Source organism: Streptomyces chartreusis, assembly GCF_008704715.1.
GTDB classification, from domain to species: domain Bacteria; phylum Actinomycetota; class Actinomycetes; order Streptomycetales; family Streptomycetaceae; genus Streptomyces; species Streptomyces chartreusis.
This window is the reverse complement of record NZ_CP023689.1, coordinates 9,013,470-9,036,334: the sequence shown is the minus strand read 5'-3', so window position 1 is coordinate 9,036,334 and position 22,865 is coordinate 9,013,470. Positions and strand designations below refer to the sequence as shown.

General features: G+C 72.0%; 19 protein-coding genes. 6 read left to right on the top strand and 13 right to left on the bottom strand.

Annotation, left to right across the window (positions count from 1 at the left end):
- The first annotated feature begins 85 nt into the window (after positions 1-85).
- Positions 86-475, top strand: a complete 390-nt coding sequence (locus CP983_RS40105) for a MarR family winged helix-turn-helix transcriptional regulator (protein WP_107910034.1) — start codon at positions 86-88, stop codon at positions 473-475.
- A gap of 95 nt (positions 476-570) precedes the next feature.
- On the opposite strand, the gene pqqB is transcribed toward CP983_RS40105, so the two are convergent.
- The 3 genes from pqqB to CP983_RS40090 all read right to left on the bottom strand — a co-directional run bounded on the left by pqqB (position 571) and on the right by CP983_RS40090 (position 3,466).
- Positions 571-1,422, bottom strand: a complete 852-nt coding sequence (gene pqqB, locus CP983_RS40100; RefSeq protein ID WP_150505251.1) for a pyrroloquinoline quinone biosynthesis protein PqqB — start codon at positions 1,420-1,422, stop codon at positions 571-573.
- A 252-nt stretch (positions 1,423-1,674) separates the two neighbouring features.
- The gene (locus tag CP983_RS40095; RefSeq protein WP_030948108.1) at positions 1,675-2,076 is read right to left on the bottom strand and encodes an SseB family protein; all 402 of its coding nucleotides are present in this window, start codon (positions 2,074-2,076) and stop codon (positions 1,675-1,677) included.
- 148 nt (positions 2,077-2,224) lie between these two features.
- Positions 2,225-3,466, bottom strand: a complete 1,242-nt coding sequence (locus CP983_RS40090; protein WP_150505249.1) for an acyl-CoA dehydrogenase family protein — start codon at positions 3,464-3,466, stop codon at positions 2,225-2,227.
- 183 nt (positions 3,467-3,649) lie between these two features.
- On the opposite strand from CP983_RS40090, the gene CP983_RS40085 reads away from it, so the two are divergent.
- Together CP983_RS40085 and CP983_RS40080 are read left to right on the top strand one after the other, a co-directional pair.
- Positions 3,650-4,978 (top strand): phosphoribosyltransferase family protein, encoded by a 1,329-nt coding sequence (locus CP983_RS40085; protein WP_107910039.1) that lies wholly within the window; start codon positions 3,650-3,652, stop codon positions 4,976-4,978.
- Between the two features lie 131 nt (positions 4,979-5,109).
- Complete coding sequence (locus CP983_RS40080) at positions 5,110-6,021, top strand: peptidoglycan-binding domain-containing protein (protein ID WP_150505247.1); 912 nt, start codon at positions 5,110-5,112, stop codon at positions 6,019-6,021.
- 22 nt (positions 6,022-6,043) lie between these two features.
- On the opposite strand, the gene CP983_RS40075 is transcribed toward CP983_RS40080, so the two are convergent.
- The 3 genes from CP983_RS40075 to CP983_RS40065 are packed head-to-tail and all read right to left on the bottom strand — an operon-like array spanning position 6,044 to position 8,856.
- Positions 6,044-7,492: a purine-cytosine permease family protein gene (locus tag CP983_RS40075; RefSeq protein WP_189749209.1), complete on the bottom strand. Its 1,449-nt coding sequence runs from the start codon at positions 7,490-7,492 to the stop codon at positions 6,044-6,046.
- Between the two features lie 50 nt (positions 7,493-7,542).
- Positions 7,543-8,157 (bottom strand): TetR/AcrR family transcriptional regulator, encoded by a 615-nt coding sequence (locus CP983_RS40070; RefSeq protein WP_150505245.1) that lies wholly within the window; start codon positions 8,155-8,157, stop codon positions 7,543-7,545.
- A gap of 3 nt (positions 8,158-8,160) precedes the next feature.
- A complete protein-coding gene (locus tag CP983_RS40065; RefSeq protein WP_150505243.1) occupies positions 8,161-8,856 on the bottom strand; it encodes a type 1 glutamine amidotransferase domain-containing protein in 696 nt (231 codons plus the stop codon).
- Positions 8,857-8,977: 121 nt separating this feature from the next.
- Between CP983_RS40065 and CP983_RS40060 the strand changes: the two genes are divergently transcribed.
- On the top strand, positions 8,978-9,937 hold the full coding sequence (locus CP983_RS40060) for a LysR family transcriptional regulator (RefSeq protein ID WP_150505241.1): 960 nt from the start codon (positions 8,978-8,980) through the stop codon (positions 9,935-9,937).
- A gap of 11 nt (positions 9,938-9,948) precedes the next feature.
- Here the strand turns inward: CP983_RS40060 and CP983_RS40055 are convergent, their stop codons facing one another.
- Complete coding sequence (locus tag CP983_RS40055; protein WP_150505239.1) at positions 9,949-11,151, bottom strand: PucR-like N-terminal domain-containing protein; 1,203 nt, start codon at positions 11,149-11,151, stop codon at positions 9,949-9,951.
- A gap of 328 nt (positions 11,152-11,479) precedes the next feature.
- On the opposite strand from CP983_RS40055, the gene CP983_RS40050 reads away from it, so the two are divergent.
- Entirely contained in the window at positions 11,480-12,442 is a 963-nt protein-coding gene (locus CP983_RS40050; protein ID WP_167537833.1) for an esterase/lipase family protein, read from the top strand.
- Between the two features lie 34 nt (positions 12,443-12,476).
- Here CP983_RS40050 and CP983_RS40045 read toward each other — a convergent pair whose 3' ends face one another.
- From CP983_RS40045 to CP983_RS40030, 4 genes are all read right to left on the bottom strand, one after another.
- Entirely contained in the window at positions 12,477-12,953 is a 477-nt protein-coding gene (locus tag CP983_RS40045) for a (2Fe-2S)-binding protein (protein ID WP_107910056.1), read from the bottom strand.
- 8 nt (positions 12,954-12,961) lie between these two features.
- Positions 12,962-15,304 (bottom strand): molybdopterin cofactor-binding domain-containing protein, encoded by a 2,343-nt coding sequence (locus CP983_RS40040; RefSeq protein ID WP_150505237.1) that lies wholly within the window; start codon positions 15,302-15,304, stop codon positions 12,962-12,964.
- Between the two features lie 203 nt (positions 15,305-15,507).
- Positions 15,508-17,436: a collagenase gene (locus CP983_RS40035; protein ID WP_150505235.1), complete on the bottom strand. Its 1,929-nt coding sequence runs from the start codon at positions 17,434-17,436 to the stop codon at positions 15,508-15,510.
- Between the two features lie 150 nt (positions 17,437-17,586).
- Positions 17,587-18,546 (bottom strand): LysR family transcriptional regulator, encoded by a 960-nt coding sequence (locus CP983_RS40030; RefSeq protein ID WP_150505233.1) that lies wholly within the window; start codon positions 18,544-18,546, stop codon positions 17,587-17,589.
- Between the two features lie 157 nt (positions 18,547-18,703).
- Between CP983_RS40030 and CP983_RS40025 the strand changes: the two genes are divergently transcribed.
- The gene (locus CP983_RS40025; protein WP_150505231.1) at positions 18,704-20,149 is read left to right on the top strand and encodes a glyceraldehyde-3-phosphate dehydrogenase; all 1,446 of its coding nucleotides are present in this window, start codon (positions 18,704-18,706) and stop codon (positions 20,147-20,149) included.
- Between the two features lie 144 nt (positions 20,150-20,293).
- Here CP983_RS40025 and CP983_RS40020 read toward each other — a convergent pair whose 3' ends face one another.
- Positions 20,294-21,934 (bottom strand): thiamine pyrophosphate-binding protein, encoded by a 1,641-nt coding sequence (locus tag CP983_RS40020; RefSeq protein WP_150505229.1) that lies wholly within the window; start codon positions 21,932-21,934, stop codon positions 20,294-20,296.
- Positions 21,931-22,716: a cyclase family protein gene (locus tag CP983_RS40015; RefSeq protein WP_125526936.1), complete on the bottom strand. Its 786-nt coding sequence runs from the start codon at positions 22,714-22,716 to the stop codon at positions 21,931-21,933. The genes CP983_RS40020 and CP983_RS40015 overlap by 4 nt, the downstream gene beginning before the upstream one ends.
- Positions 22,717-22,865 lie beyond the last annotated feature (149 nt).

Below are 22,865 nucleotides of genomic sequence, written 5' to 3'. Positions count from 1 at the left end.
CCCGCGCCCCGCCCGTCGGAGCCCCGCTTGCACACGCACTAGTTGCACGCTCAACAAATGGCCGAATCGGTGTTACGGTGCGGGTATGGCAGTGAAGACGGCCGAAGCGGGGCTCGAGGAGCGGTGGCGGGACATCCTGTCCGTGCACGCGCGCACGATGTGCGAGATCGACCGCGTGCTGCACCCGCACGGACTGGGCGCGAGCGACTTCGAGGTGCTCGACATCCTCGCGGCGGCGACGCCCGTGCAGGGCGAGCAGTGCCGGGTGCAGAACCTCGTCGGGCGGGTCCACCTCAGCCAGAGCGCCCTGTCCCGGCTGATCGGCCGACTGGAGAAGGACGGGTTGCTGGAGCGTTCCGTCTGCGCGGAGGACCGGCGCGGCGTGTACGTCACCCTCACCCGAAAGGGCCGTGACCTGCACGCCGAGGTTCTGCCGTTGCAGCGGGGTGCGCTGGCGCGCACACTGAGCCGCTGATCGTCGTGCCGCGACGGGTCGTGTTCCCGGTGCGGCACCGTCGTGGTTCGTCGCGCAGTTCCCCGCGCCCCTGACGGCGATGCCGTGAGCGGTGTCTAGAGCGCGAACTCTGTTCCGTCCGGCAGGACTTCCGTCCCCGTCTCCGAGACCTGGGCGCGGGCCGTCGAGGCCGGGTTGAGGAGGGGGTTGGAGTCGGCGAGGTGGGTGTAGATCCGGCGGACCCCCGGGTGGCGGGCCAGGGCGGTGAGGCTGCCGGTCGGTCCTGAGACGGGCAGGTGGCGCCCGGTGTCGCCCGTCTCGTCGGCCGCGAAGTGCGTGCCGTCCAGGACGACGCCGTCCGCGTCCGCGACCAGGTCCTCCAGCAGCCCGGACCAGGCGCTCACGCGGGGTGCGTAGACGAGGACGCGCCCGGTGGCCAGGTCCTCGATGCGGTACACCGTCACCCAGCGGCGGTCGGTGGAGCGGCCCGGCACGTACGCCGGTGGCTTCCCCGGGACCGGATGTGCCGTGACGACGAGCCCGCCTGCCAGCACGAAACCGCCCTCGGTGAGGCTGTCCGCCCACTCCCACGGGGCGTGACGGTCCAGGCCCGCCCGTGCCGGGGCGAGCGCGGCCAGTACCGGTGGGGCGGCATAGGTCTTCAGCCGCGCGGCGTCGCGCAGTACGGCGAGGCCCGCCACGTGATCGGGCTCGGCGTCGGTGAGCAGCACGCCCCGCACGGGGGTGTGCCGGGGGCCGGGCCACAGGGCGGGCGCGGCGGTGAGCCGGTCGCGGATGTCCGGCGAGGCGTTCAGCAGCCACCAGTCGCGGGAGTTGCCGGTGACGGCGGCGCACTCCGGGCCGCGCGCGGGCAGCTTGCCGTCGCGGGCGGCGTCGCACCGCACGCAGGCGCAGTTCCAGCGCGGGAACCCGCCTGAGGCGGCGGTGCCGAGCAGGACGACCCTCAAGACGACCCCCCACCCCTTCGCGTCGGCCCTCCCGGTGGGATCTTCCCTCTCCGTACGGCCGAACCACCCTGCGACGGGGGGCAGTTCCGGCCGACCTTCCCATTGTCCGCGAGGCGGCCCGTGACCACAGCGGCTCCCGGAGCCACGGCTGCCCGGGGGAAATCCGGCCATGAGGAACGGGGTGGGGAGCGCGCGGAGGGGATGGGCGGCCACCCTGTCGCCGCCCATCCCCTCCGTGATCGCTCTGTCGCCCTACGGTCGCGCCAGCAGCGTCCGTACGCCCTCCGACGTCAGGGTCAGCGGGTGTGCGGAGCCGGCGTCTATGGTCAGGGCCAGATCATCGGCCGGCCACTGGGAGGCCAGTGCGCCCAGCGGTACCAGGCGGTAGCGCGAGATGTAGGGCAGCAACTCGGCCATCGCGGGCTCTGAGGTGAAGACGGGGACGACCGGCTCGCCGCCCGGCCGCTCGATGACCGGAAGTGCCACGGCCTCGGGGTCGATGGCGTCCTGCTCGCCCACGTCGTCGGGCACCGGGACGAGGACGTCGCTGCTCGCGAGCGTGTCCAGCGCCGCCTTGTCCTCGGTGTTGTCGGCCAGCGCGTCCAGCGCCCGCCGGGCCGGTGTGGCGTTGTAGTCGTTCGCGGGTGTGTCCATGGCAGATCCCCTGTCAGCGACGGCAGTGCGTTCCGCCCGGGGCATGGTCGCGGGATGCTCGATCCCGGCGCGGCCCTGCTCGCGTACCCGATCCGGACTGGAGCATTCCTATGGTTGTCCAAAGGTCAGGGCATTCGATCTCCGCAGGTCAGGGGATCAACGGAATGTGGCCGGACGGCAGCCCCAGGCGATCACAGCCGACCCGGCGGGCGAGCGGCTCGGCCATGCTGGGCCCCACATGGGTCCAGTACGTCGCCGCGTCCCGGAAGTAACGCTGCATCCGCTCGCCGTCGCGGGCGTAGCGGGAGCCGGCCGTGCGGAACAGGGTGCCCTGGAGGACGTCCCAGGTCATACGGCCGGCATTGAGGAACATCAGCGCCAGGCGGTTGTCCTCGGCGGTGGTGAAGGGGGCGCCGCCGCGGGCGTTGCGCCGGCAGGTCTCCATCCACTCCTCGGCGGTGCGCTGGAGCGCCGCCTCCGCCGTGTGGATCACGCCGAGGGCCTCGCCCAGGTGCCGCTGGTAGTCGTGGAGTTCCCCGCGGGTGCGGTCGGGTTCCAGGACGAGGGGGCGGCCGGCGATCACGCGGGCGTACTCGTCGGCTGCCGCGTACGCGGTGCCGATCATGATGGCGGCCAGCTCGCCGTGGTAGAAGCTGGGCGCCCGCCCCGCGTACATCGGGTTGCCGTGCAGTGCGGAGCCGACGCTGCCGCCCTCGACCGGCAGGTCGAGCAGGCTCGCCTCGCGTGTGAGGTACGCGGGGATGCGGGCCTGCTCCATGTGGATGCTGTTGGAGCCGCTGCCGCGCAGGCCGAGGACGCCGTGCCAGTCGTCGAGCACCGTCCACACCGCGCGCGGGGCGACGAACAGCACCGGTGGTCCGGGCGGGCCGCCGGGGTGGTCGGGGGCGCGCAGGGTCTGGCCGACGTAGTGGGTGGAGTAGGGGGCGCCCGAGGAGTACGGCCAGGTGCCGTCGAGGACGACGTGGTCGTCGCCGTCGGGCCGGGCGACGCCGATGGGGGCGACCGTGGACGCGGCCCGGAAATCGCCGTCGGCTCCGAAGATCTCGTCCTGCGCCCGCTCCTCGAAGAGGGTCGCGACCTGGAGGACGTGGGCGGCGGTGAGCGAGAGGGCCCAGCCGGTGGAGGGGCAGCCGCGGGCGATCTCGGTGACCACCCGGTAGAAGACCGGCAGGGCGAACTCGTAGCCGCCGTACCGGCGCGGCTGGAGGATCCGGTAGAAACCGGCCCGCAGGAAGTCGTCGTGGGTGTCCTTGGGGTAGTGCGTCAGCCGTTCCGCCTCCGGCTGGCGTTCGAGCAGCACGGGCCGCAGGTGCACGGCGCGTTCGACGATGTCGCGTTCGGTCAGTCCGGGCTCGGGAGCGGCGATCACGATGCCTCCTGACGTGTGGGGCCGTCCGTCTCGTGCCGTGATGCGTGACGCGATACGAGTGATTGAACACGGCAACCGCCTCGGGGTACCGACCGGAAACCGCCAAGTGCCGAAGCCTCCCGGGAACAGTCGTAGCCTGAAGGGAAGGGACAGCTCCCGTCCTCGCGGGCACGGGAGGCACGTATGCGTTACGACGACCGCAGTGCGGCCGGGCGGCTGCTGGCCGAGGCACTTCAGGAGCTGCGCGGCCGGGACGTGGTGGTGCTGGGTCTGCCGCGCGGCGGGGTGCCGGTGGCGGCGGAGGTGGCCCGGCGGCTCGACGCCCCGCTGGATGTCCTGGTGGTGCGGAAGCTGGGCGTGCCCGGACAGCCGGAGTGGGGGTTCGGGGCCGTCGGCGAGCACGGGGTCCGCGTCCTCAACCGCGATGTGATCAGCGAGGCCGGGCTGGCCTCCGCCGAGCTGGAGGCGGTGGAGGCGGCCGAGCGGGCGGAGCTGGAGCGGCGGGTGCGTGGCTATCGGCGGGGGCGGGAGCCCTTGCCGGTGACCGGGCGTACCGCGCTGGTGGTCGACGACGGGCTGGCGACCGGGGCGACGGCCGAGGCCGCGTGCCGGGTCGTACGAGGTCAGGGGGCGGCCCGGGTCGTGCTCGCGGTGCCGGTGGGGCCGACGCACGGTGTGGCCCGGCTGCGGCAGGTGGCGGACGAGGTGATCTGCCCCCAGACGCACCGGATCCTCGGCTCGGTGGGTGCCTGGTACCGGCATTTCGGCCAGGTCCCGGACGCCGAGGTCATAGCGCTGCTGGCGCGGGCCGCCGAGCCCGGGTCCCCCTCCCCCGCGGTGGCCTCGTCGCCGTCGGACCGCGAGGTGCTGATCCCGGCCGCCGGCGCCCGGGTGGGTGCCCGGCTGGTCGTGCCGGACGGGGCCGCCGCGGCGGTCGCCTTCGCGCACGGCAGCGGCAGCAGCCGGCTGAGCCCGCGCAACCAGTACGTCGCCACGGCCCTCAACCGCGCGGGGCTGGCCACGCTGCTGCTGGACCTGCTGACCGACGGCGAGGCGCACGACCGGCACAACGTCTTCGACATCCTGCTGCTCGCCCGGCGACTGCATGCCGCGTCGGTGTGGCTGCGGGAGGAAACCGGCCTGCCCGTCGCCTACTTCGGGGCCAGCACCGGCGCCGCCGCGGCGCTGGAGGCGGCCGCGCTGTCCGGCTCCGACGTCCGCTCGGTCGTCTCACGTGGCGGCCGTCCGGATCTGGCCACGCCGGCGGCGCTGGCCCGGCTGCGGGCGCCGACGCTGCTCATCGTCGGCAGCCGGGACACGCAGGTGCTGAGCCTCAACCGCCTGGCCGCCGACCGGATGCACTGCGAGCACCGGATCGCCGTCGTGCCGGGCGCCACGCATCTCTTCGAGGAGCCCGGCACCCTCACGACCGTCGCCGAACTGGCCCGCGACTGGTTCACCACGCACCTCGGCCGACCGACCACGGGCACGCCACCGCGCCGCTCCGCCTGACCGTCGACCGGGGCGCTGCGGCTGGTTTCGGCCAGCCCGGAAGCGCCGGTTCCGTCAACCTCCGGGGTCATGGAGATTGAGTGTTGAACTTATGCCTAAACTCTGGATCCTGCACGGAGAGGGTCCCTTACGTGAGTGAACCGAACGATCCCGTCTGCCCGGAGTGCGGCACGCCCCGGGCGCCCGACGGAACCCCCGACTGCTCCTGCGCCCGCCGCGCCTCCGACGCCCGTCGGGACGCGCGCGCGGCGGAGCGGGCGGCCGCGGAGGACTTCGATCCGGTGCGGATACGACCGTTCGTGGAACTCGACAACGATGCCACGACGGACGGAGAAGGGGCCGAACCCCCGCAGGAGCAAGGAGACTTGACGGCGGCGCCCGCCGCAATCCCCCCGCTCTCGGAGCAGGAACCCGCGTCCGAGGCAGGGCTCCCCGACACCGGCACCCGCACCACCCCCCGGCGCAGAAACCGCACCCTCCTCCTCACCGGCGCGGGCGCCACCCTGGCCGTACTGCTGACGGGCGCCTTCCTTGGCGGGCTGTTCACCTACGAAAGCCCCTCCCGGGACGGCGCCGTCTCCGACGACGTCCGCGCACCGGTCCCTGACGCGACCACCGAGGACGGCACGTCCCCGGAGGGCCAGTCCACGGCCGTACCCTCCACATCACCGTCCACCAGCTCGAGTCCCTCCCCCAGCACACCGTCAGGCACCAACTCCGCAACCCCGACCGCGACTTCCTCCACCTCCACCACTCCCCCGCCCGGCACAGACACCACCCCCAGCACAGCCCCCGACCCCACCGACGCGGAGGGACAACCCCCGGTACTCCGCCGCGGCGACCAAGGACCCGAGGTCGTCGAACTCCAGCTGCGCCTGCGCCAGATCGGCCTGTACTCCGGGGACGCGGACGGCGACTTCGACCGCCAACTCGAAAGCGCAGTCCGCACCTACCAACTCACCCGCGTCATCCTCAACGACGAATCAGGCACCTACGGCACCCCGACCCGCACGTCCCTGGAGTCGGAGACGTCGGAACCGTAGGGTCCGCCGACACCGCCGGTCCTCAAAGAGACGCGCCTTCGTCCGTCGCCGGGCTCGGTGTCAGGGTTTCCTGTTCGTGGACTCGGCCTCGGTGCAGTGTCAGGGTGCCGACGAAGGTGAGGGCCAGGGCTGTCAGGACGCCGAGGTTGGCGTAGGCCCAGGGGCCGGATCTGCCGCCCAGGCCGAGGGGGTGGAGGAGGTAGCCCTGCCAGTCCAGCCAGGTTGCCGTGGAGTTGGTGACCAGGCCCCAGCCGAGGGCGGTGGCGGTGAGGGTCAGGCGGAGGGGGGTGAGTGGTGCGTCGCCGTAGCGGCCGGTGGGGCGGTAGAGGTCGGGTTCGTCGTAGTCGCGGCGGCGCAGGGCCAGGTCGGCGAGCATGATGCCGCACCATGCGGCGATGGGGACGCCGAGCGTGGTGAGGAAGCCCATGAACGGGCCGAGGAAATCGTCGGCGGCGAACACGATGTAGATCGAGCCGACGATCATCAGGACACCGTCGAACAGTGCGGCCACGTAGCGCGGTACGCGCAGGCCCGCCGACAGCAGGGCCAGGCCGGACGAGTAGATGTCGAGGACCGCTCCGCCGGCGAGGCCGAGGACGGCGACGAGCGCGAAGGGGACGAGGAACCAGGTCGGCAGGATCGTCGTCAGCGCGCCGATGGGGTCGGCCGCGACGGCCTCGGCGAGGTCGGCCGAGGAGCCTGCCAGCAGCAGGCCGAAGACCAGGAGGAGCAGCGGTGCCAGGGACGCGCCGAAGGTGGTCCAGCCGATCACGCCTCGGCTCGACGCGGTGCGCGGCAGATAGCGGGAGTAGTCGGCGGCCGCGTTGACCCAGCCGAGGCCGAACCCGGTCATCATGAAGACGAGCGCGCCGATGAACTCCTGGGCGGAGCCCGCCGGTACGGCGCTCACGGCGGACCAGTGGATGTGGTCGGCGACCAGGGCGACATAGACGACGGTCAGCACTCCCGTCACCACGGTGATCAGGGTCTGGAGCCGCATGATCAGGTCGAAGCCCATGACGCCGACCACGACGGTCAACGCTCCGACCAGGACGAGCGCGACCACCTTCGTCTCGGTGCCGCCGCCCCAGCCGAGCCGGCCGAACACGGTCGCGGTGGCCATGGTCGCGAGGGCGCACAGGACCGTTTCCCAGCCGACGGTGAGCACCCAGGAGATCACCGACGGCAGCCGGTTGCCGCGCACGCCGTACGCGGCACGGCCGAGCACCATCGTGGGCGCCGAGCCTCGCTTCCCGGCCACGGCGACGAACCCGCACAGCAGGAAGGAGAAGACGATTCCGACGACTCCCGCGGCCAACGCCTGCCAGAAGGAGATGCCGAAGCCGAGCGCGAAGGCACCGTAACCGATGCCCAGGATCGAGACGTTGGCACCGAACCACGGCCAGAACAGGGTGCGTGGCGTGCCCTTGCGTTCGGTGTCGGCGATCACGTCGAGGCCGTGGGTCTCCACGCGGAGCTTTCGGTCCGGGGCTCTGCCGTCGGGTTGATCCGGTGGTGTGATCACCCCGGCATCGTCGCACCGCGCACCCGGCCGGGGAAGGCGGACTCGGCCCGGCCGGACTCGGCGGACGTGTCGAGCAGGCCCGTCAGCAGCGCGTCCGTGGCAGGCCCGAGCAGCCGCTCGCCGTCGGGTGTGGCCTCCAGGCCGGCGACCAGGGCGAGGCAGACGTCGGCGGCGTCCTCGGGCCCGGTCGCGGCGGCCGTCCCGGCTGCGGTGAACAGAGCGACCAGCAGCTGCCGCAGCCCGGCCGTGAAGGTGCCGCAGAGGTCGCCGCACAACCGGGCCTTGTCGTCGAGGAGTTCGGCGGTGTGCGGGGAGTCCCCGGTGAGCCGCCGGACCAGGTCGAGCTTGACGGCCAGGATGCCCTGCACGCGCGCGGCGTACGAGGCGTCCTCGGCCGTGGCCGCCTCACGGGCCCGCCGCAGCGCCTGGCTGTGCAGGCGTGCGGAGAGCTGGCGGAAAGCGTCGTCCTTGCCGCGGACGTACTGGTAGACGGCCGACCGGGACACGCCCATCGTCGTGGCGATGTCGTCCATCGTGGTGCGCCGCGCGCCGTACCGCGTGAGGCAGTCGTACGCCGCGTCGAGGACCTCGTCGAGCCGGTCGGCGGCCATGGTTCAGCCCAGCTTCTTCAGCAGTTCGACGGCGAGCGGGGCGGAGGAGGCGGGGTTCTGGCCCGTGACCAGGTTGCGGTCGACGATCACGTTCGGCACCCACGGCTCGCCCACCTGGACCTGCACGCCGGCTTCGGTGAGCCGGTCCTGGAGCAGCCACTCGGCCTTGTCGGCGAGGCCGCCCAGGGTCTCCTCGGTGTTGGTGAACGCGGCCACCCGGTACCCGGCGAACGCGTTGGTGCCGTCGGCGCCGGTGGCGGCCAGCAGCGCGGCCGGGCCGTGGCAGACCACGCCGAGCGGCTTGCCGGAGTCCAGGGCGAGGGTCAGCAGCCGGCCGGATTCGGCGTCGACGGCGAGGTCCTCCATCGGGCCGTGACCGCCGGGGTAGAACACGGCGGCGTAGTCGTCGAGGTCCACGTCCGCCAGTCGTACCGGCTCCCGCAGCTCGGTCATCGACTCGAGCAGGGCGGCGATCCGGTCGGCGTTCTCCTGGCCGCCGTTGACCTCGGCCGCGAGGCTGCCCTTGTCGACGGGCGGTACGACGCCGCCGGGCGTGGCCACGACGACCTCGTGACCGGCGGCCTTGAACGCCTCGTAGGGCGCGGCGGCCTCCTCGGCCCAGTAGCCGGTGGGGTGCTTGGTGCCGTCGGCCAGCGTCCACTGGTCGGCGCCGGTCATCACGAACAGGATCTTCGACATGAGGGGGCTCTTTCGAGAGGGGGTTCCTGGAGGTCCTGACGTTGTGCGTGCAGATCGTCAGGACGTCGATGCCCCCGACCGTACGCACCGGCACCCATTGGAATCCAATAGGCTCATCCATATGAGACATCGGGATTCCAATGAGGAGGAGGAAGCCCGGCAGTCGGTCGGCGCGGCGCCGGTGGACCTGAACCTGCTGCGCACGTTCCTCGCCGTCTACCGCACCGGTTCCTTCACCGCCGGCGCCCGGCTGCTGGGCCTGTCCCAGCCGACGGTCACCACCCAGATCCGCACGCTGGAGCGGCAGCTGGACCGGGAGCTGTTCCAGCGTCTGGCGCGCGGTGTGGCCCCCGGCCCGTACGCCGACGAGCTCGCCTCCCGGATCGTGGAGCCGCTGGACGCCCTCGCCACGGTCACGGGGCCGGGCGGACCGGCGGACGTACACCCGGCGGAACCCGTGCACCTCGCCGGCCCGGCCGAGCTGCTGACCCACCGCGTGATGCCGGCTGTCGCGCCGCTGGTCGACCGGGGCGTACGGCTGCGCATCACGCCGGGCCTGACGGAACCCCTCCTGGAGGAGCTGCGGGCCGGCCGCTACGACCTGGTGCTGTCGACCTACCGGCCGCGCGGGCGCGCCCTGGCGTCGGTGCCGCTCGCGGACGAGGAGTTCGTGCTGGTCGCGGCACCGGCCTGGGCGGAGCGCATCGGCGGTCCGGCGCGGCTCGCGGCGGACGGGCCGGCCGCGCTGCACGGGGTGCCGCTGGTCGCCTACGCCGAGGACGTGCCGATCGTGCGCCGCTACTGGCGGCATGTCTTCGGCAGGCGTCTGGTGCGCCACCCGGCGGTCACGATGCCGGACCTGAACGCGGTCAAGGCGGCGGTGGCGGGCGGTACGGGGTTCAGCGTGCTGCCCCGCTATCTGTGCTCGGCCGAACTGGCCTCGGGCGCGCTGGTCCCGCTGCACGACCCGGACGATCCACCCATCAACACCGCCTTCCTCGCCCAGCGCCCGGGCTCCTCCGGCAACCCTCATGTCGCCCTGGTCCGCGACCACTTGCTGGAGATCGCCCGCGACTGGTGACGCCCCGCGTCTCACCCGGTGTCGGCCCGCAGCGCATGGGTGCGCAGTGCCAGCAGGGCCTCGAACCGGAAGCGCGGGTCGCCGAGCCGGTCGCCGAACACTTCCTCCAGCTGACGCAGGCGTTTGCGGGCCGTCTGCGGATGGATGCCCAGCGCCTGGGCGACCTCGGGGGCCGTACGCCCCCAGGACATCAGCAGCGCGTCCAGGGTCTCGGCGAGCCGGGCGGCCCGCCCCCGGGGCAGGTCCGCGAACACGCCCAGCACGCGGCGGCCCAGCAACTGCCCGATGGGGGCGCCGCGCAGGAGGTACAGCTCGGACAGCTCGTCGTCGACCCGCAGGAAGGCACCGTCGGTGGGCAGTTCGGCGCGCCGGTCGACGGCGAGGCGGGCGCACTGGAGGGACAGCCAGGTCTCGTGCGGGGGCACCGCCGGGCCCACGACGGCGACACGGCCACGGGCAGCCTCCCGCACCCGGTCGATCAGCCCGCTCGTCTCCGGCTCGGGCACGATCAGCACGAGGTCGCTGCCCCGGCCGATGGAGAGCAGTTCACCGTCCGCTCCGGGCACGGAGAAACGCCCCGCCGACCGCACGATCACGGACGCGACGGCACCCGGCAGCGCCCACCGGGCCCGTTCGGCCAACGGTCCCAGGGCTACCCTCTCCTGCCCTCGCGGCGGCTCCAGCAGCCGCTCCACCAGCGCCCGGCGGGCCCGCTTCACCTCGCCCTCCGACCGCAGCTGAGCAGCGAGGAAACCTTTCACCGACTCATTGGACAGCGCGTTGATGTGGACCAGCACGGCCTCGTGCAGGGTCAGCACGGTCGCGGGCGGCAGCGTGGCCTCCTGCACGAACTCGGCGTAGCGCCTGCTGCCGACCCGCGCGCCGACGCGGAACGCGGCCTGGAGGGCGTCCGTCGTCCGGCCGTTCAGGAACTCGACGCGCCCGAGGTGCCGGAAGTGGTCGAGGTGATGGTCCTGGGCACTGTCGGGGTGCTCGATCAGCTCCACGAACTGCAGCACGGCCCGGCGGATCGACTCGGTCAGGTCACGGCCGACGGCGGAGTCGAGCGGCCTGCGGTAGGCGGGCACCTCGTCGCGGATCGCCCGGGTCATGTCGGCGACGATGTGCTCGGTCCGGGAGCGGATCAGCGCGGCGAGCACCGGGGGCAGCTCGTGCCAGGGCTGACGCGTGAACGTCTCGGCCTGTGCCGTCATCGCGGTGGCTCCGTCCCGGGCGGCGGGTGAGGGGTGGCGGGGGCGCGGGGCGCTCGCCTGTGGTGACCGGTGGTGGCGCGCGCGGAAGCTGCGCCCGGTGAGGCACAGCTCGGAAAAGGTGTCACGCCCCTGACATCTTTCTCGTCTCCCTCCGCGGCTCTCCTGGTCGGCTCCCGCGGGCGACGCGAGTGTTGATCCGACGTTACGCGCCAGTAGCTTCCGTGTCTCGCTCTTGTGACAAGGCTTCACCCAGTCCTGACCGATCCCCTTGCGGCCAGGCCGCACGGATCCGCCGGCGCTCCCCCACGACCAGTCAGAGGAGCCCCACATGCGCACCCGCAGACTGCGACGCCCCCCACGGCGACGCCTGCTGACCACGTCCATGGCCGCGCTCACGGCGGCCGCCTGTATCGGCGCGGTCGGCGTCGACCGCTCCCAGGCGGCACCGGAAGCGAGCGACACCGCGCCGGTGGCGGCGTCCGATCCGGTCGGCCCGCCCGAGGACGACTTCGCGTCGGCGTTCGCGTACTCCCTCGCCCACCCGACGGCCGTGCCCTCCGGCGCCAACGACTTCGCCTGCCGGCCCAGCGCCGCGCACCCGCGTCCCGTCGTCCTCGTGCACGGCACGTTGGAGAACCGCTACGACAACTGGGCAGCGCTCTCCCCACGGCTGAAGGAGGCCGGGTACTGCGTCTTCGCCCTCAACCACGGCGGCAGCTCCGGCCCGCTGCTCGGCACCGAGGACATGGCCGCCTCGGCCCGGCAGCTGGCGGACTTCGTCGACCGGGTCCGGGCAGCCACCGGCGCCGCGAAGGTCGACCTCGTCGGGCACTCGCAGGGCGGCATGATGCCGCGCCACTACATCAAGTACCTCGGGGGCGCGGCGAAGGTCGACAAGCTCGTCGCCCTGACCCCGTCCAACCACGGCACCACGTTCTCGGGCCTCGGCCTGCTCGCCCTGGTGATCCCGGGCGGCAACGCGGTCCTCGGAGCGGGCTGCAAGGCGTGCAGCCAGCAGCTCATCGGCTCGGACTTCCTCAAGGACCTGAACTCCGGCAGTGAGACCGACCCGGGCGTCACCTACACAGTGATCACCACCCGGTACGACGAGGTCGTCACCCCGTACACCTCGGCGTATCTGGACGCGGCGCCCAACGTCAGCAACGTCAAGCTCCAGGACGTGTGCCCCGCCGAGCTCATCGACCACATCGGCATCAGCTACAACGACGTGGCCACGCGGCTGGTGTTCAACGCCCTGGACCCGGCTCACGCGCAGCGGCCCACCTGCTGAACCCCCGTGCCCCCGCGCGGTGGCGGGGGCACGTTCAGTACTTCTTCGCGCCGGCCACGATCGCCTCGCGGATGCGGTGGTACGTCCCGCAGCGGCAGACGTTGCGGATCTCGTCGAGGTCGGCCTCGCTGATCTCGCGGCCCTCCTCACGGGCCTGGCGGACCTTGGCGACGGCGGTCATGATCTGGCCTGGCTGGCAGTAGCCGCACTGGGCGACGTCGTACTCCAGCCAGGCCTCCTGCATCGGGTGCAGCTCGCCGCCGACCGTGGCGGGCAGGCCCTCGATGGTGGTGACCTCGTCGGTGGGACGCAGGTCCTTCACGGGGACCGAACAGGGGTTGAACGCCTTGCCGTTGATGTGGCTCGTGCAGGCCTGGCAGACACCGAGCCCGCAGCCATACTTCGGTCCGGTGACGCCGAGGACGTCCCGCAGCACCCACAGCAGCCGGACGTCGTCCTCGATGTCCACGGTCACGGACTCGCCGTTGAGGATGAAGGTGTGTTCGGGCACGGGAGCTCCTAGAAGGCGCGGCTCAGGCCGTCGGTCGGGGACGCGGGGATCGGCGGGGTGGTGGGCAGCGGTTCGAAGCCGAGCGGTTCCTCGTGGTTGAGGGGGAAGGTCGTCGGCATCGTGCCCGTCGCGCGTCCGTAGGCGCAGGCCACGGCAGCCATCGCGCCCGCGACGGCCAACTCCCCCGCGCCGCCGGGGGTGTCGGTGGTCGGCGGCATCACGACGATCTCCAGCTCCGGCGGGGTGTTCCACTGCCGGGTGTAGAAGTAGTTGTCCCAACTGCCCTCCAGGAAATGCCCGTTGTCGAGGTGCAGTCCTGAGCTGAGCGTGATCGCGATGGCGTCCATGATGCCGCCCATCATCTGTGCCTGAAGGCCGCGCGGGTTCACCGCCAGACCCACGTCCACGGCGCACACGACCTTCGTCACGCGCGGGCCGGTGTACGCGTCGGGGATCTCGCGTCCGGTGGTCCCCGGGCGGCAGTCGATCTCGGCGAGGACCGCGACGTACGCGTGGTACTCGGGGTGCAGCGCGATGCCCTGCGCCGTCCCGGCCGGCATGGCGCGGCCCCACTCCCCCGCCTCGGCGACCCTGTCGAGCACGGCACGGGCCCGTTCGTCCTTGAGGAAGGAGCGGCGGAACCGGTAGGGGTCCTTGCCCATGCGCCTGGCCAGCTCGTCCACCACCAGTTCCTGCGCGCAGCGCACGTTGGGCGAGTAGATGTTGCGCATGGAGCCGGTGTTGAAGCCCTTGTCGGTCTCACTGAGCAGCTGGGTGACGACGCCGAAGTCATAGGGGGTCTGCTGGGTGAGCGTGAAGATCGTCTCGGAGAAGGTGAGGTCGCCGACGGGCAGGCGGCTGGCCTCGGCGGTGATGATCTCGCCTACGCCGTGGCCGAAGTCGGTGGCCACGGAGGTGTGGCGCTGGTCGTAGGTGAGCACCTGCCCGAGCGCGTAGGTGGCACGCACGCGTGAGGTGGACATGGGGTGCGTGCGGCCCTGCCGGAAGTCGTCGGTGCGGTGCCACATCAGCTTGACCGGCTTGCCCATGGCCCGGGAGATCTCGGCGGCCTCACCCGCGGCGTCGTGGAACAGCTTGCGCCCGAAGGAGCCGCCACCCTCCGTCACATGGACCTTGACCGCGCCCACCGGCAGTCCGAGCCTCAGCGCGATCTCCTCCTGGGCGACGATCGGCGCCTTCAGGCTCGCCCAGATCTCGGCGGAGTCCTCGGTGACGTCGGCGACGGCGCAGTTGGTCTCCAGGGCGCTGTTGCTGGCGAAGTGGAAGGTGAAGCGGGCGTCGACCGACCTGGTCAGCAGGTCGATGCCGGGCAGCGGGAGTTCGGCCTTGCGCAGCTTCGCGCGGATACTGTCGTCGGAGGCGTCCTCGGCGGTTCCGGGGCCCCAGTCCACCTGGAGGGCGCGTACCGCGTCGATGCACTGTCCGAAGGTACGGCCGCGCACGGCGACGCCGGTCGAGACGCGGACGACGTCCGTGATGCCGGGCATGGCCCGCACCGCGTCCAGATTCCGCACCGAGCGGACGGTGCCGTTGATCGTCGGCGGCCGGCACACCATCGTCGGCAGCGCCTCCGGCACCTGCACATCCATGGCGAACTTCTTGCGGCCGGTGACCGCGGCCAGCGCGTCGATGCGTCGCCGGGCGGTGCCGATCACCTTGAAGTCGGCGGGTTCCTTCAGGGTGACGGCGACCTGGCCGGTGGCCACCGAGGCGGCCTTCGCGGCGAGTTCGCCGTAGCCGAGGCTCCTGCCGGTGACGGTGGAGGTGATGACACCCGCCTTCGCCCTCAGGGTGCCGACGGCCTCCCCCAGTTCGAGCGCGGCCGCTTCGAGCAGGCGGCCCCGGGCCACGGCCGCGGCGACGCGGATCGGGGTGTACGTGGAGATGGTGGTGTTCGAGCCGCCGGTGAGCTGGTTGAACAGCAGCTCGGGCCGTGCGTCGGCGAGGGTGACGTGGATCTTCTCCAGCGGCAGGTCGAGTTCCTCGGCGACCAGCATCGCGCTGGAGGTGGTGATGCCCTGGCCGACCTCGGCCCGCGGCAGGGCGAAGGAGGCCGTGCCGTCGCCGTCGAGCCGGATGGTGATCAGGTTCGCCGTGGGCAGCGCGGCGTGGGTGAGCATGTCGTTGAGGTCGTAGATCTCGGCCGGGCCGGGCAGCGAGGGGACCGCCGCGGCGGCCTCGCCGGGCGCCAGGGCCGCCTCGCCAAGGGGTGCGGCGACGGTGAGCGTCGACGCGGCGACCACATATCCGAGGAAGCGGCGTCGGCTGACGCCGTCGGGGCCGGCGCCGGGCGTGGTGTCCGGCCGCTCGGAGCGGTGGTGGGTTCCCATCGGCTGACCTCCCGGCGACGTGGCGTGCGGCCGTGCTCGGCGGCTCCTGACTGTGCACGGCCCGCACGCGTTCCGGAAGATCCTGGCGGCGCTTCGACACGCAACGCCCACAACCGCCTCACCTGTGAAGCTCCGGGAGGGGCGAGCCCCGATGAACCGGGGCAGGCCCCTCCCGGAACCTCAGCAGGATCCGATCCCGGCGGTCAGTGTGCGGAGCCCGCGCACCCGCCCGCAGCGCACTCCGTCAGCCACCGGTCGAAGTCGGCGTCGTATCGGGTGCCGATGTCGGTGGCGTAGACGGCGTGGCCGCCCGCGTAGTCACCGACGCGGAAGCGGGCGAGCATGCGGTGGACGTCGTCCGGGTGCTTCTCGAACATGTAGCGGACCGCGAGGTAGCCCCACGGATAGGTGCGGGTCACGTCGCTGTTGGTGTACGTGTTCTGGAACAGCGTGCTCAGCCGGTAGGTGTGCTTGCCGGCCTCCGTGACCGCCTGGTCGTAGGTGAGGTCGCGGTAGCCGTAGGAGACGTACTCGGCGACGCCCTCGATCCACCACACGTCCGGCACCGACGTCTGCTCGGCGAAGTCGCCCTTCATGTTGTGGCGGGCGTCGAGGTAGTGCGTGTACTCGTGGTTGAGGTTCCAGATCCGAGCGGCGTGCCCGGTGTCCTGGCTCTTCTGGTACATGACCGCGTACGGCTTGTTCGCGGGGTCGGCCGGGTCGCCGATCAGGGTCATGCCACCGTTGTCCGTGCTGATGCCGAAGATCGCCCCGGCGTAGGTCCGGTAGTCCTCTCGGCTCGCGAAGACGAAGAGATCGAGGGTCGAGAGGTACTGGCCGGGTATCGGTCCGCCGTCCCGGACGAGGTCGTGGACGTAGGCGTCCTGGCGCAGCACGCTCGCGCATGCCGCGTCGAGGTCGGCGGAGGTGAGCGACTGGGCCCGGACGGTGCGGGTGGCGTCGCAGCCGTGGGTGGTCGGCAGGGCCGCGCGCATCAGCCGGCCGGGCAGGTCGCAGATGCCGTAGTAGGCGCAGTTGGCGCGGTCGTAGGAGTCGGCCTGGGTCGCCACGGCCACCCACAGACCGGCGGTGGGGCCGGTGATGCGGGTCGTGTCGAGCAGGTGCCTGGCCCGGGGCCGTACCGTGCTGCGCAGGGCGGGGTGCTCGACGTAACGGGCCACGTTCATACCGGCGTTGGAGGTGAGGTACGCGCGGTCGGTGCCCAGCAGGTCGAGATGGTCGAGGGCGAAGGTGTGCAGGGTGCGGACGACGGACGGGTCGGCGGTGACCGCCCTGACGTAGTCCGCGTTCCAGTTGCCGCGCCAGAGCGGGGTGTACACGGAGTTGACGGCCGCGAGCATGCTGTAGATCGCGTCGTAGGAGCGGTCGTAGCCCTTGAGTATCCGCTGGTAGACCCGGAGATAGCGGGCCTGCTGGTCGGCGCTGTCGGTGAGGATGAGGACCTCGCCCAGCACGTCGCCGTTCGCGTCCGTGACGTCCCCGGAGTGCGGGCGGGCGAAGAAGGCGTCCAGGCCGCGGGTGGTGTTGCGGCTCAGGGCGGCGCCGTACGGGCCCACGTCGTCCGGGTGGTTGAACTGCACGTAGTAGCCGGCCCGCAGGAACAGCACGAGTTGCCAGACGCCGGCGGAGTTGTCGCCGTTGTAGGTCCGTGCCGCGCGGGTGAACGCCTCGGCGACCGTGACCATCTGGGCCTCGCGGAAGACGGCGCGCGCGTCGGTGCCGGTGACCGCGAAGAGGGTGTTGACGCAGTCCGTGGTCGACGCCTTCACGAACGCGACGAGCGCGGCGCCGGTCCTGCCGCCGAAGTCGCCGGGGGTGCATGACGCCGCCTTGAGGCCGGGCTCCGGGCTCGGCCGGGTCGGGACGCGCGACGGCGGCAGGGGCGGCAGCTGGGTGCGGTTCAGCGGCCGGTCCTGTACGGCGGGACGGGCGGCGGTGTCCGCCGTCGGGCCGGTCGGCGGCGGCTGTGCCGTGTCCCGGGAGGTGACCGGGGCTGCGTCGGCTCGGGACACGGGGTTCGCGAGTGCCGGCGTCGACAGTAGGCCGCAGACGGTGACGCAGGCGGCGAGTGCCGTGATCATGCGTCTGGGCAGCACGAAGCGGTAGCGCATCTGGATTCCTCCACGGACGGATGCGCCTCGGAGTGGGGTGCTGAGGCGCGTGAGGCACTGTCTCAACGCCGTGCGGCACCAACAATGGTGTGTGACATAGCACATGGCGCCGAGGAGCCATAACGCGCGGAGGTCAGCGGTGAGCGTCGGCTAGGCCCCGGGCACGCTCCACATGCGTGCCGCCCAGGTCCTCAAGTGCGGTGACTGTGCGACGAGTTGGCGGTGCGCGTCGGCGGCGGACTGGAAGAGGGCGTCGACCAGTTCCCCGGCGACGGCCGCGCGCCGCCAGGCCAGCACGTACCGGCACCACAGCGGCGTCCCGGCCAGCGGCTTGACGACGACATGCGGGAGGGGTCGCATCGTCGGCTGCACCACGGCCACGCCGAGCCCGTCGGCGATCATTCCCTGCAACTGCTGCTGGTCGCCGAGGAATTCGTGCACGGTCTTGGGCGTGAACCCGGCCGCCGCGCAGGCCGTGTAGAAGACGCCCGGCCATCCGGCGCCGTCGTCGGGCGTCAGGAACCAGGCCTCGTCGGCGAGGTCGGCGAGCGCGACCTGGGTGCGCTGGGCGAGCGGGTGCCGGGACGGCAGGGCCACGAACGTCGGCTCGGTGACGATGCCGCGATGGGCCACCGTGTCGGAGTGCTCCAGCTCCCGGCCGGGGTAGTCGGCGGCGATGGCCGCGTCCACCACGCCGTCCTCCAGCAGCTCGACGATCCGCGACGAGGCGTAGACGCTGCTCACCGCGAGGGAGACGTCCGGCAGCCGGGAGCGCAGGCCCGACACCATGCCGGCCAGCATCGGCGAATTGGTCGCGGCCACCCGCAGGGGCCGGCGCTCGGACGCCGCGCCGGCGGCCGGACGGCGGCCGATCGCGTCGGCGCGGGCGAGGACGTCGCGCGCCTGGGCGACGACCTCGAAGCCGTACGGGGTCAACCGCACGCCCGTCGAGCCGCGTTCGAAGATCGACTCGCCGAAGTACCGCTCGATGCGCCGGAGTTGGGTGCTCATCGCGGGCTGCGAATAGCCGAGCTCGGCCGCGGCCCGCCCGACGCTCCCCGCGTCGGCGATGGCACACAGCACACGCAGATGCCGTAGCTCCAGCTCCACCCGTTCACTCCTCCTCCGCACCTACAGGACACGATCCGAACAAAAGGGGTGAATACCAGCAATAGCACACACTCTCCTGGCACACAGACCCCCCTTTGAACGCTCATCGGAACCTGCGGTTAGCATATGAGCGCCTCCTAGCTCGAAAGATAGGCCCGTGACTGTCAACGACGACTCGTTCACCAACTGGAAGAACCGCGAGGAAATCGCGGAGTCGATGATCCCGATCATTGGGAAGCTGCACCGGGAGCGGGACGTGACCGTCCTCCTCCACAGCCGCTCCTTGGTGAACAAGTCGGTGGTCAGCATCCTGAAGACCCACCGGTTCGCCCGGCAGATCGCGGGTGAGGAGCTCTCGGTCACCGAGACGCTGCCGTTCCTGAAGGCCCTCACCGAGCTGGACCTCGGCCCGTCGCAGATCGACATCGGCATGCTGGCCGCCACCTACAAGGCCGACGACCGCGGTCTGACGGTGGAGGCGTTCACCGCCGAGGCCGTCGCGGGTGCCACCGGCGCCAACAAGATCGAGCGCGGCGAGGGCCGTGACGTCGTCCTGTACGGCTTCGGCCGCATCGGCCGCCTCGTGGCCCGGCTGCTGATCGAGAAGTCCGGCTCCGGCACCGGTCTGCGGCTGCGGGCGATCGTCGTGCGCGGCGGCGGCGATCAGGACATCGTCAAGCGTGCCTCGCTGCTGCGCCGTGACTCCATCCACGGCCAGTTCCAGGGCACGATCACGGTCGACGAGGCCAACAGCACGATCAACGCCAACGGCAACGCCATCAAGGTGATCTACGCCAACGACCCCAGCGAGGTCGACTACACGGCGTACGGCATCAAGAACGCCATCCTCATCGACAACACGGGCAAGTGGCGCGACCGCGAGGGCCTGTCGGGCCACCTGCGCCCCGGCATCGACAAGGTCGTGCTGACCGCGCCGGGCAAGGGCGACGTCCCGAACATCGTGCACGGCGTCAACCACGACACCCTGAAGCCGGACGAGCGGATCCTGTCCTGCGCCTCCTGCACCACGAACGCCATAGTCCCGCCGCTGAAGGCGATGGACGACGAGTTCGGCGTGGAGCGCGGTCACGTGGAGACCGTCCACTCCTTCACCAATGACCAGAACCTGCTGGACAACTACCACAAGTCCGAGCGCCGTGGCCGCAGCGCGCCGCTGAACATGGTCATCACCGAGACCGGTGCCGCCTCGGCCGTCGCCAAGGCGCTGCCCGACCTCAAGGCCCGGATCACCGGCAGCTCGATCCGTGTCCCGGTCCCGGACGTCTCCATCGCGATCCTCAACCTCCAGCTGAAGCGCGACACGAACCGCGAGGAGGTCCTCGACTACCTGCGCGACGTGTCGCTGACCTCGCCGCTGCGCCGCCAGATCGACTTCATCACGGCGCCCGACGCGGTCTCCAGCGACTTCATCGGCTCCCGCCACGCCTCCATCGTGGACGCCGGCGCGCTGAAGGTGGAGGGCGACAACGCGATCCTCTACCTCTGGTACGACAACGAGTTCGGCTACTCCTGCCAGGTCATCCGGGTCGTCCAGCACGTCTCCGGGGTCGAGTACCCGACCTACCCGGCACCGGCGGTCTGATCCGGTCCGGCTGCCCGGCAGCGCGCGAGCGCCACCGGGCAGCCGGCCCGACAGCGCCCCGAGAGGGGCGCGGGGAACTGCGCGATCAGCCACGACGGCGCCGCAGCCGAAGAACGACCCCGCTCGGCGCTCCCCGCAAGGCGCTCAATGGCCCCGGAACGCCTCCTCCAGCCACCACGCCCCCTGATCGGCCACCACCTTGGCGTCGATCAGGAGCGGAGCGCTCCGCGGCCCGGCGACCCAGTCCGCCACGGCCTTGAGGTCGGCCCGCGTCCGCACGGTCACCGCCTCGAAGCCGTAGCCCCGCCCCACGGCCGCGATGTCCGTCGGCGGGAAGCGCACGGTGTCGAGCGGGTGCCCGTCGGGCCCGAAGTGGTGCACCTCGGCGCCGTAGGCCTCGTCGTCGTACACGACGACCACCATGGGCAGCCCGAGCCGGCGGACGGTGTCGAGTTCGACGGCGCTCATCAGGGCGCCGCCGTCCCCGAGCGCGGCCACCGGCAGCCGGTCCGGGCGGGCCAGCGCGGCCCCGATCGTGGTCGCGAGACCCAGCCCGATCGACTGGAAGGCCTGCGTGAAGCAGAAGCCCTTCTCGTCCGGCACCGACAGGTACATCGTCGGATAGCCCATGAAGTTGCCCGAGTCGACGCCGACCACCCGCTCTGCGGGCAGGATCTCGTCGAGCGCGATGCCGAGCGTCCTCGGGTCGATCCGCTCACGTGTGCCGGTGTCCTCGTACGGGACGTCGTGCCAGCGCAGTCGTGCCGCGAGGGCCGCCGCGGTCTCCGGGGTCCGGTAGCCCTCGCGCGGTTCGCCGCCCGGCTCGGACAGGCGGCGCGCGGTGAGGCGGACGTCGCCGGTGACGCCGAGGTGGACCGGCCGGTGCGCGCCGAGCGCCGACGGGTCGTCGTCGACCTGGACGACCGTGGCGTCGGCGCCGATGAGATGGCCGTGCCGCATGGTCCACATGTTCAGCGCGCAGCCCCAGCCGACGATGAGGTCGGCGCCCTGGATCAGTTCCACGGCGAGCGGTGAGGCGAAGCCTCCGGAGACGTCCAGGGACCACGGGTCGCCGTGGAAGAGCCCGCGGGCCACGGCCGAGGTCGCGAGCAGCGCGCCGTACCGCTCGGCGAGCGCCGCCAGGGCCTCCCCGCCGCCCGGCTCCCGCGCTCCGCGGCCCGCCACGAACACCGGGCGCCGGGACCGCCCCAGCAGCTCGGCGAGGGCCGTGACCTCCGCCGCGTCCGGCTCGACGGCGGCCCTCGGCGTGGGCGGCACCGCCTGCGCCAGGGCGCCCTCGGGGACCTCCGACGCCTGTACCGGAAGAGGGAGGTTGAGCAGGACGGTACGCCGCTCCCGCACCGCCAGCCGGACCGCCGCGCACGTCTGCTCGACGGCCTCCTCGGCCGACGTCACCCGGACCGCGGCCGCTCCCACCGCACGGGCCAACGCCTCCTGGTCGACGTAGAAGTTGGACCGGGGTTCGGTCACCTCGGCCGCCAGCACGATCAGCGGGGTACGGCTCTTCGCCGCCTCCGCGATGCCGGTCATCGCGTTCGTCAGGCCGGGTCCCTGATGGACGCTGACCACCGCGACCTCGCCGCTGGTCCTGGCGTACGCGTCCGCCATCGTGGCGGCACCGCCCTCATGGCGTGCGGCGACGAACCGCGCGCCCGCCGCGATCATCGCGTTGGTGACATGGAAGTTGCCCGACCCGACGACCCCGAAGACCTGGTCGACGCCGGCCGCGCACAGCGCCCGGCCGACCGCTTCCGAGACCTTCATCCGCGCTCCACCAGGGCCAGCACGCGCGCGGGAGCACCGGAGCCGGTGACGATCGGCAGGGGCCCCGCGACGACGACGGCACCGGTCGGCGGCAGCGCGGCCAGGTTCTGCAACTGCGTCAGGCCGTACTTGTCGCTGCCCATGAGGTAGGAGTGGCAGGGAAAGGCGGGGTCGAAGGAGTGCGCGGCGCCTGCGTCCGTGCCCACCGTCTCGACGCCCAGGCCCAGGACGGGCGACTCCTCGGCGACCCAGCGGGCGCATTGCGGCGACAGGCCCGGGGTGTGCGGGCCGTTCTCGTCGGCGTTGAGGAACGCCTCCTGGGAGTGCGAGCGGGCGTCCCAGCCGGTGCGCAGCAGCAGCCAACCGCCGTCCGGCAAGGGGCCGTTCTCGGCCTCCCATGCCTTCACGTGGTCGATCTCGACCAGGAAGTCGGGGTTCTCGGCGGCCTCGGCGGTGAAGTCCAGCACGGCGGCGGGCGCGATCAGATCGCGCGCCGGCACCGAGGCGACGTCGGCGAGGTCCTTGCCGGTGACCCAGTGGTTCGGGGCGTCGAAGTGGGTGCCGGTGTGCTCGCCGCTGCGGAAGTTGTTCCAGTACCAGGCGGGGCCGCGGTCGTCGTACCGGCTGATCTCCTCCAGCTCGAAAACGGCGGTCTGGCCGAACTGGGGCGGCAGTTGGATCACCGGAGTCGACGACGACAAGGGTGACGTCAGATCGACGACTTCGATCGATCCACCACGCAGTCCGGACACCAGCGCGGCAAGGACGGACGGCTCGGGCATGGCGCCTCCTCGAACGGACGGTGTTCGCACCGACAGCATCTCAGTACAGCCCCCTCCCGCCCCGTATCGCCGCCGAACCTCTTGACGCGTCAATGACAACGATGGCTTGATGGGTCATGGGAGCGCTCCCATTAACGTCAGGAAAGGGA